At 65.5% G+C, this 5276-nt stretch carries 3 protein-coding genes; all 3 read left to right on the top strand.

The window, feature by feature from the left end:
• Positions 1-1539: 1539 nt before the first annotated feature.
• The 3 genes from FJY88_11650 (at position 1540) to FJY88_11640 (ending at position 4986) form a co-directional block, all read left to right on the top strand.
• Positions 1540-2829 (top strand): M20/M25/M40 family metallo-hydrolase, encoded by a 1290-nt coding sequence (locus FJY88_11650; protein MBM3287986.1) that lies wholly within the window; start codon positions 1540-1542, stop codon positions 2827-2829.
• A 123-nt stretch (positions 2830-2952) separates the two neighbouring features.
• Positions 2953-3624, top strand: a complete 672-nt coding sequence (locus FJY88_11645; protein ID MBM3287985.1) for an NYN domain-containing protein — start codon at positions 2953-2955, stop codon at positions 3622-3624.
• Positions 3625-3759: 135 nt separating this feature from the next.
• Entirely contained in the window at positions 3760-4986 is a 1227-nt protein-coding gene (locus FJY88_11640) for a hypothetical protein (protein MBM3287984.1), read from the top strand.
• The last annotated feature ends 290 nt before the right edge of the window (positions 4987-5276 follow it).

Genomic DNA, 5276 nt, shown 5'->3' with positions numbered 1-5276 from the left:
CCCTATGTGACGCGACAGGAGAAGCACGGAGATGTCGATGTCATGACCTACACCTACCAGGATACGGGCGAGGAGATCTGCAAGCGTTACATCGACGGCACGAAGCGCTACATCGATCTCTACGAGAACTTGATCGGCCGCTATCCTTTTTCCAAGTTCGCGCTCGTCGAAAACTTCTGGCAGACCGGTTTCGGAATGCCGTCCTTCACGCTGCTCGGAAACCAGGTGATTCGTCTGCCTTTCATCCTCGACACCTCATACGGTCACGAGATCCTCCACAATTGGTGGGGAAACGGGGTCTTCGTGGACTACGCGAGCGGGAACTGGTGCGAGGGACTGACCACCTACGGGGCGGACTACTTGTACAAGGAGCGGGAGGGGGCCGCCGCGGCGCGCGACTACCGCCGTTCGACGCTTCAGGGATACCTCGATTACGTGAGCGAGGGAGAAGATCAGCCGCTGCGTCTCTTCAGGCAGAGGGACGACTTCGCCACGCAGGCGATCGGCTACGGGAAGTCGATGATGGTCTTCCACCAGGTGCGCATGCTGCTGGGGGATTCGCCCTTCTGGGACGCTCTGCGGACGTTCTACGCGAGGCACCTCTTCGAGCGGGCCTCCTGGTCGGATCTCTTTGCCGTCTTCTCGGAGAAGGCCGGCCGGGACCTCAGCGGTTGGGAGGAGCAGTGGCTCGATCGCGCGGGCGCGCCGGCGCTGACTCTGCTCGACCACGAGGTCCGTCCCCTTTCCGGCGGGGCCTGCGAGGTGGAGGTCGAGATCGGCCAGGCGCAGTCGCGCTCATATGACCTGCGCGTGCCCGTGCGGCTGGGATGGAACGATCCGCCTGCCGACTCGACGCGCGTCGTCGCTCTCACCGAGGATCGCGCGCGTACGCTCTTCCGCGCGCCGCGCGCGCCGGACTGGATCGCCGTCGATCCGGACTACGATGTTCTGCGCAGGATCGATCCGGCCGAAATCCCGCCGGCGATCAGCCGGACGCTCGGGGCCGACACGGCGATTGTCGTGATCGCCGACGGCCTCGCGCCCGACCATGTCGAGGCCTATCGGGCGCTCGCCCGGCAGTGGGATGAGGGGGCGAGGATCGCGATCGTGAACGAGTCGCAGATCGGGGGACGGGAGCTGGGGGATCTCCCGATCTGGTTCTTCGGGCTCGGCTCCGTCGCGCTCCGGCATCTTTCGTCCATGCCTCAGGAGGACTGCCGGCTTCCCGCCGAGCTGCCCCACTCCGATCTGCCGCGCGGCGGTCGTCTAGCCGACGGATCGGGCGAGTGGAGGATCGCGGGCGCCGGGCATCCCACGGGTCGGGAGATCGTGCTGGCCGGCGGTGCGCCTCCGCGGCCGTGGACCCTGCTGCATGTTCCGTCAGCCGATCGGATCGCGACGATCGGCAGAAAGATCCCTCACTACGGAAAGTACAGCTACCTCGTCTTCGAGGAGGGGCAGAATGTGGCGAAGGGAGTGTGGGAAGTGCGGACGTCGCCCCTACGCGTCAATCTGGGCGTTTCCACGCAGAGGTGATCGATGAACAGAGTCATGCCGGGTCTGGTGGCGGCGGCCCTCCTGCTCGCCTCCACGCTCGCCTTCCCGCAATCGGCGGCGGCGATCGACAAGAACGGGCTCCGCTCGAGCGTCGTGGCGCTTTCCGATCCATCCATGGAGGGTCGCGCCCCGGGGAGCCAGGGCCTCGAGAAGGCGGCGGCGATGATCGCGGCGCGCTTCGAGCGGGCAGGGCTCGTCCCTGTCGGCGATGGCGGCGGTTGGTTCCAGAGCTTCACGCCGGCGAAGCCCGAGATCGCGGATGCCGTCCTCCTTCCCCAGGGGAAGGAGTGGGGGAAGATCGCGCTCAAGAACGTAGTCGGCATCCTTCGGGGCGCGGGAGACGGATCGGTCGTGATCGGCGCCCACTACGATCATCTCGGCCTGGACGGAGCAGGGAATGTCTATCCCGGCGCCGATGACAACGCCTCCGGCGTGGCGGTTCTCTGCGCGGTCGCGGACGAACTGGCCAAGGAGCCTCTTCGCAAGAGGACGGTCGTCTTCGTGGCCTTCTCGGGCGAAGAGGCGGGCCTCCTGGGCTCGCGCTGGTACGCGGAGAATCCGATCCTCCCGATCGAGTCGGTCATCGCCATGATCAACCTCGATACGGTCGGTCGGATCGAGAAGAAGCGCCTGCTCGTTCTGTCGGCCTCGAGCGCCGCGGAGTTTCCGAAGATGATCCGCGGCGTCGGACTCGGCTTCGATCTCGACCTCACGATCCCCGATAAGGGGCCCTTCGGATCGGATCAGATTTCCTTCATCGCCAAGGGAGTTCCCGCGCTCCATCTCTTCTCGGGGCCGAATGCCGATTACCACAGAACGAGCGACACGCCGGAGAAGATGAACTACGAGGGGCTCGTGGAGATCGCTGGCTTCACCGCCGAGCTGGTCCGCTATCTGGCCGATCGCGACAAGCCGATGACCTTCGTATCCCCAGGGGTCCCGGCAGGCTCGGGAGGGATGGATGCCGGATCCGGCGCGTCCGCCGCCCCCCATCAAATGACCGCGCGCCGGGTGAGCCTCGGCACGATCCCCGACATGGCCTATCAGGGAGATGGAGTCCTGGTGTCCGGAGTCCTTCCCGGGAGCCCGGCCGAGCAGGCGGGGATCAAGGCGGGGGATCGGATCGTCGCGATCGACGGCGAGAAGATCGGGGGGCTGGAGGACTTCTCCGGCATCCTGAAGTCGCGTCAGCCCGGGGACAAGGTGCTCGTCAAGCTTCTCCGGGACGGAAAGGAAGCGACCGTCGAGGCGGCGCTGGTGGAAAGGAAGTGAGCGCGGCACGGGCCGCGCGCCGGCCGGACGACTGGACCGCATAGGAATGTTGGCGTAGCTTACTGTCGGTGGCCGGGCGATCGAGGGAATGTGCCGGCCTGAGGGCATCGCGGGAGGTTCTGCATGACACGCTCGGTTCGGGTCATGGTGTTCTACGACGGGGCGTTCTTCCGCGCGGGGCAGCTCTTCTTCAGATACAAGGAGAAGCGCGGATGGTTCAGCCTCCCGGCGCTTCACGAGACGCTTGAACGGTATGTCTCCGAGAAGATCAAGGCCGCCGATGCGATCACGAAGATCGTGGCGGCGCACTACTATGACGGCAGGATGACCACGAACGTCGCGGCCGCGGATCAGCTCGAGAAGGAGCGGGATTTCGAGATGGCTCTCATGGCCGCGGGGATCGTCACCCACTTCCTGCCCGCCAAGGAAACGGCCAAGGGTTCCGGGCAGGATCTCACTTACTCGATCGCCCAGAAGGGGGTCGATGTCCAGTTCGCCGTCGACGTCCTCGACCATGCCCATCAGGACCGCTACGACGTGGCCGTGCTCATCACCGGCGACGAGGACTTCCTGCCCCTTGTCCGCCGGGTGATCTCGCTGGGAAAGCATGTCCTCGTCGCCTACTTCGACATCGATCCCTGGCAGGACGACAGGAGCGTGCGCCACAAGCCCACCAAGGCGTCCCGGGCACTCGTTGACGGCTCAAGCTGGGCGTTGAACTTCAACGCCTTCGCGCGGGATCCGGAACAAGAGGGAGAGCTTCGGCACCTCTTCTTCATGCCGAAGCAGGGCTAGACCGTTTTGACTGCAATGGAGACGCTCGCCTGGCGCATCCGCTCGGCCCGGCTGGGTTCTGGGGGCGCCGGGCCTCGCGGCGCACCCGCTCGCCTCTCAGATGCAGTCAAGGACGTCAGGAACAGGGGGTGAGTCTTGTCGAGCAAGCGAGTTCTCTTCTTCAGCGGGTCGATCGGTCTGGGGCATGTCGGTAGGGATCTGTCGATCGCCCGGGAGCTGCGCAAGCGATGCCCGGGCGTCGATCTCGCCTGGCTGGCCGCACCGCCGGCGGATCGTGTGATCCGCGAGGCGGGCGAGAATCTGCTTGCCGACGCTGACGATCTGGCGGATGCGAGCCTTGCGGCCGAAAGCGCAGCTTCCGGCGGCGCTCTCAGCCTTGTCCGGTATGCCGCGAAGGTCAAGGGACATTGGTCGCGAAACGTCGCCGTTGTCGGGCGGGTCACGCGGCGGGAACGCTTCGATCTCCTGATCGGCGACGAGACGTATGAGATCAGCCTCGCCTACCGGCGCGATCCTGCCGCCAAGACCTGCCCCTTCGCCATGATCTACGACTTCGTCGGGTTCGACGCGCTCTCGCGGTCTCTTCTCGAGAGGTTCGGCGTCTATCTGTTGAACTGCGCCTGGGCTGTCGGCAACAGGAAGAGAGGCTCGGCCGTGGACCTGAGTCTCTTCGTCGGGGAGGCGTCCGATGTCCCGGATACCCCCTTCGGCTTCCTTCTGCCGCGCGATCGACGCGCGTGGGCGATGGAGAGGTACAACTTCGTGGGGCCTGTGCTGACATTCGATCCGGGCGATTACGCCGATCGCGAGGAGGTCCGCAGAAGGCTCGGGTACGGCGCGGAACCGCTGATCATCTGCGCCGTGGGTGGGACGGCGATCGGCAAGGAGATGCTCGACCTCTGTGCGCGGTCCTTCCCGCTGCTGCGCGAGTCGATCCCGGGTCTCCGAATGATTCTGGTCTGCGGCCCGCGGCTCTCGCTTGAGGGAGTCGATCTTCCCGAGGGAATCGAGAGACGAGGCTATGTCCCCGCGTTGTACGAGCACCTTGCCGCGTCGGATCTGGCCATCGTCCAGGGCGGGGGGACCGCGACCCTCGAGCTGACCGCTCTCCGCCGCCCTTTCATCTACTTCCCGATCGAGGGGCATTCCGAGCAGCAGATCCATGTCGCGGGCCGGCTCGAACGACTGGGCGCCGGGCTCAAGATGGAGCTCGCCAGGACAACGGCTGGCCTTCTGGCGAAGGCCGTCCTCGCCGAGATCGGCCGGCCGATTCTGCACGCGCCGGTGCCGGTGGACGGCGCGCGCAGGGCGGCAGGTCTCATCGGCGAGCTATTGGAGAAGCAACCAGCATGCGTCCGGTAGTCGCGAATCTCGTTCTCTGGGCCATCGCTATCGGTGCCGTTATCCTGTTCGCGCGAGATTCCGGGAAGTACACCTTTCTCGGGCCTGCGCTGGCAGTCTGCATGATAGGCTCAACGGCGCTGATGCGTCGGGCCTCGAAGTGATGCCGATTGGGCGACGAACGCGGTCCTGAGGGCCTACGGTTTCGCTCCCATTACTGGGACGATCGCGAGGCCAAGGAGGAGTTCAAGACCTTCCTGCTCGCGATCCACGGCCTCGATCTGTCCCTGTGGGAACGACGAGGCTTCTGG

Source organism: Candidatus Eisenbacteria bacterium (assembly GCA_016867495.1).
Classification (GTDB): Bacteria; Eisenbacteria; RBG-16-71-46; order CAIMUX01; family VGJL01; genus VGJL01.
The sequence above is the reverse complement of the archived record's forward strand: the minus strand, read 5'-3'. Positions and strand labels throughout refer to the sequence as shown.

What these genes read in the sequence shown, in the direction of transcription:
- FJY88_11650 (MBM3287986.1), top strand. Translation starts at nt 1,540, where the DNA reads ATGAACAGAGTCATGCCGGGTCTGGTGGCGGCGGCCCTCCTGCTCGCC.
- FJY88_11645 (MBM3287985.1), top strand. Translation starts at nt 2,953, where the DNA reads ATGACACGCTCGGTTCGGGTCATGGTGTTCTACGACGGGGCGTTCTTC.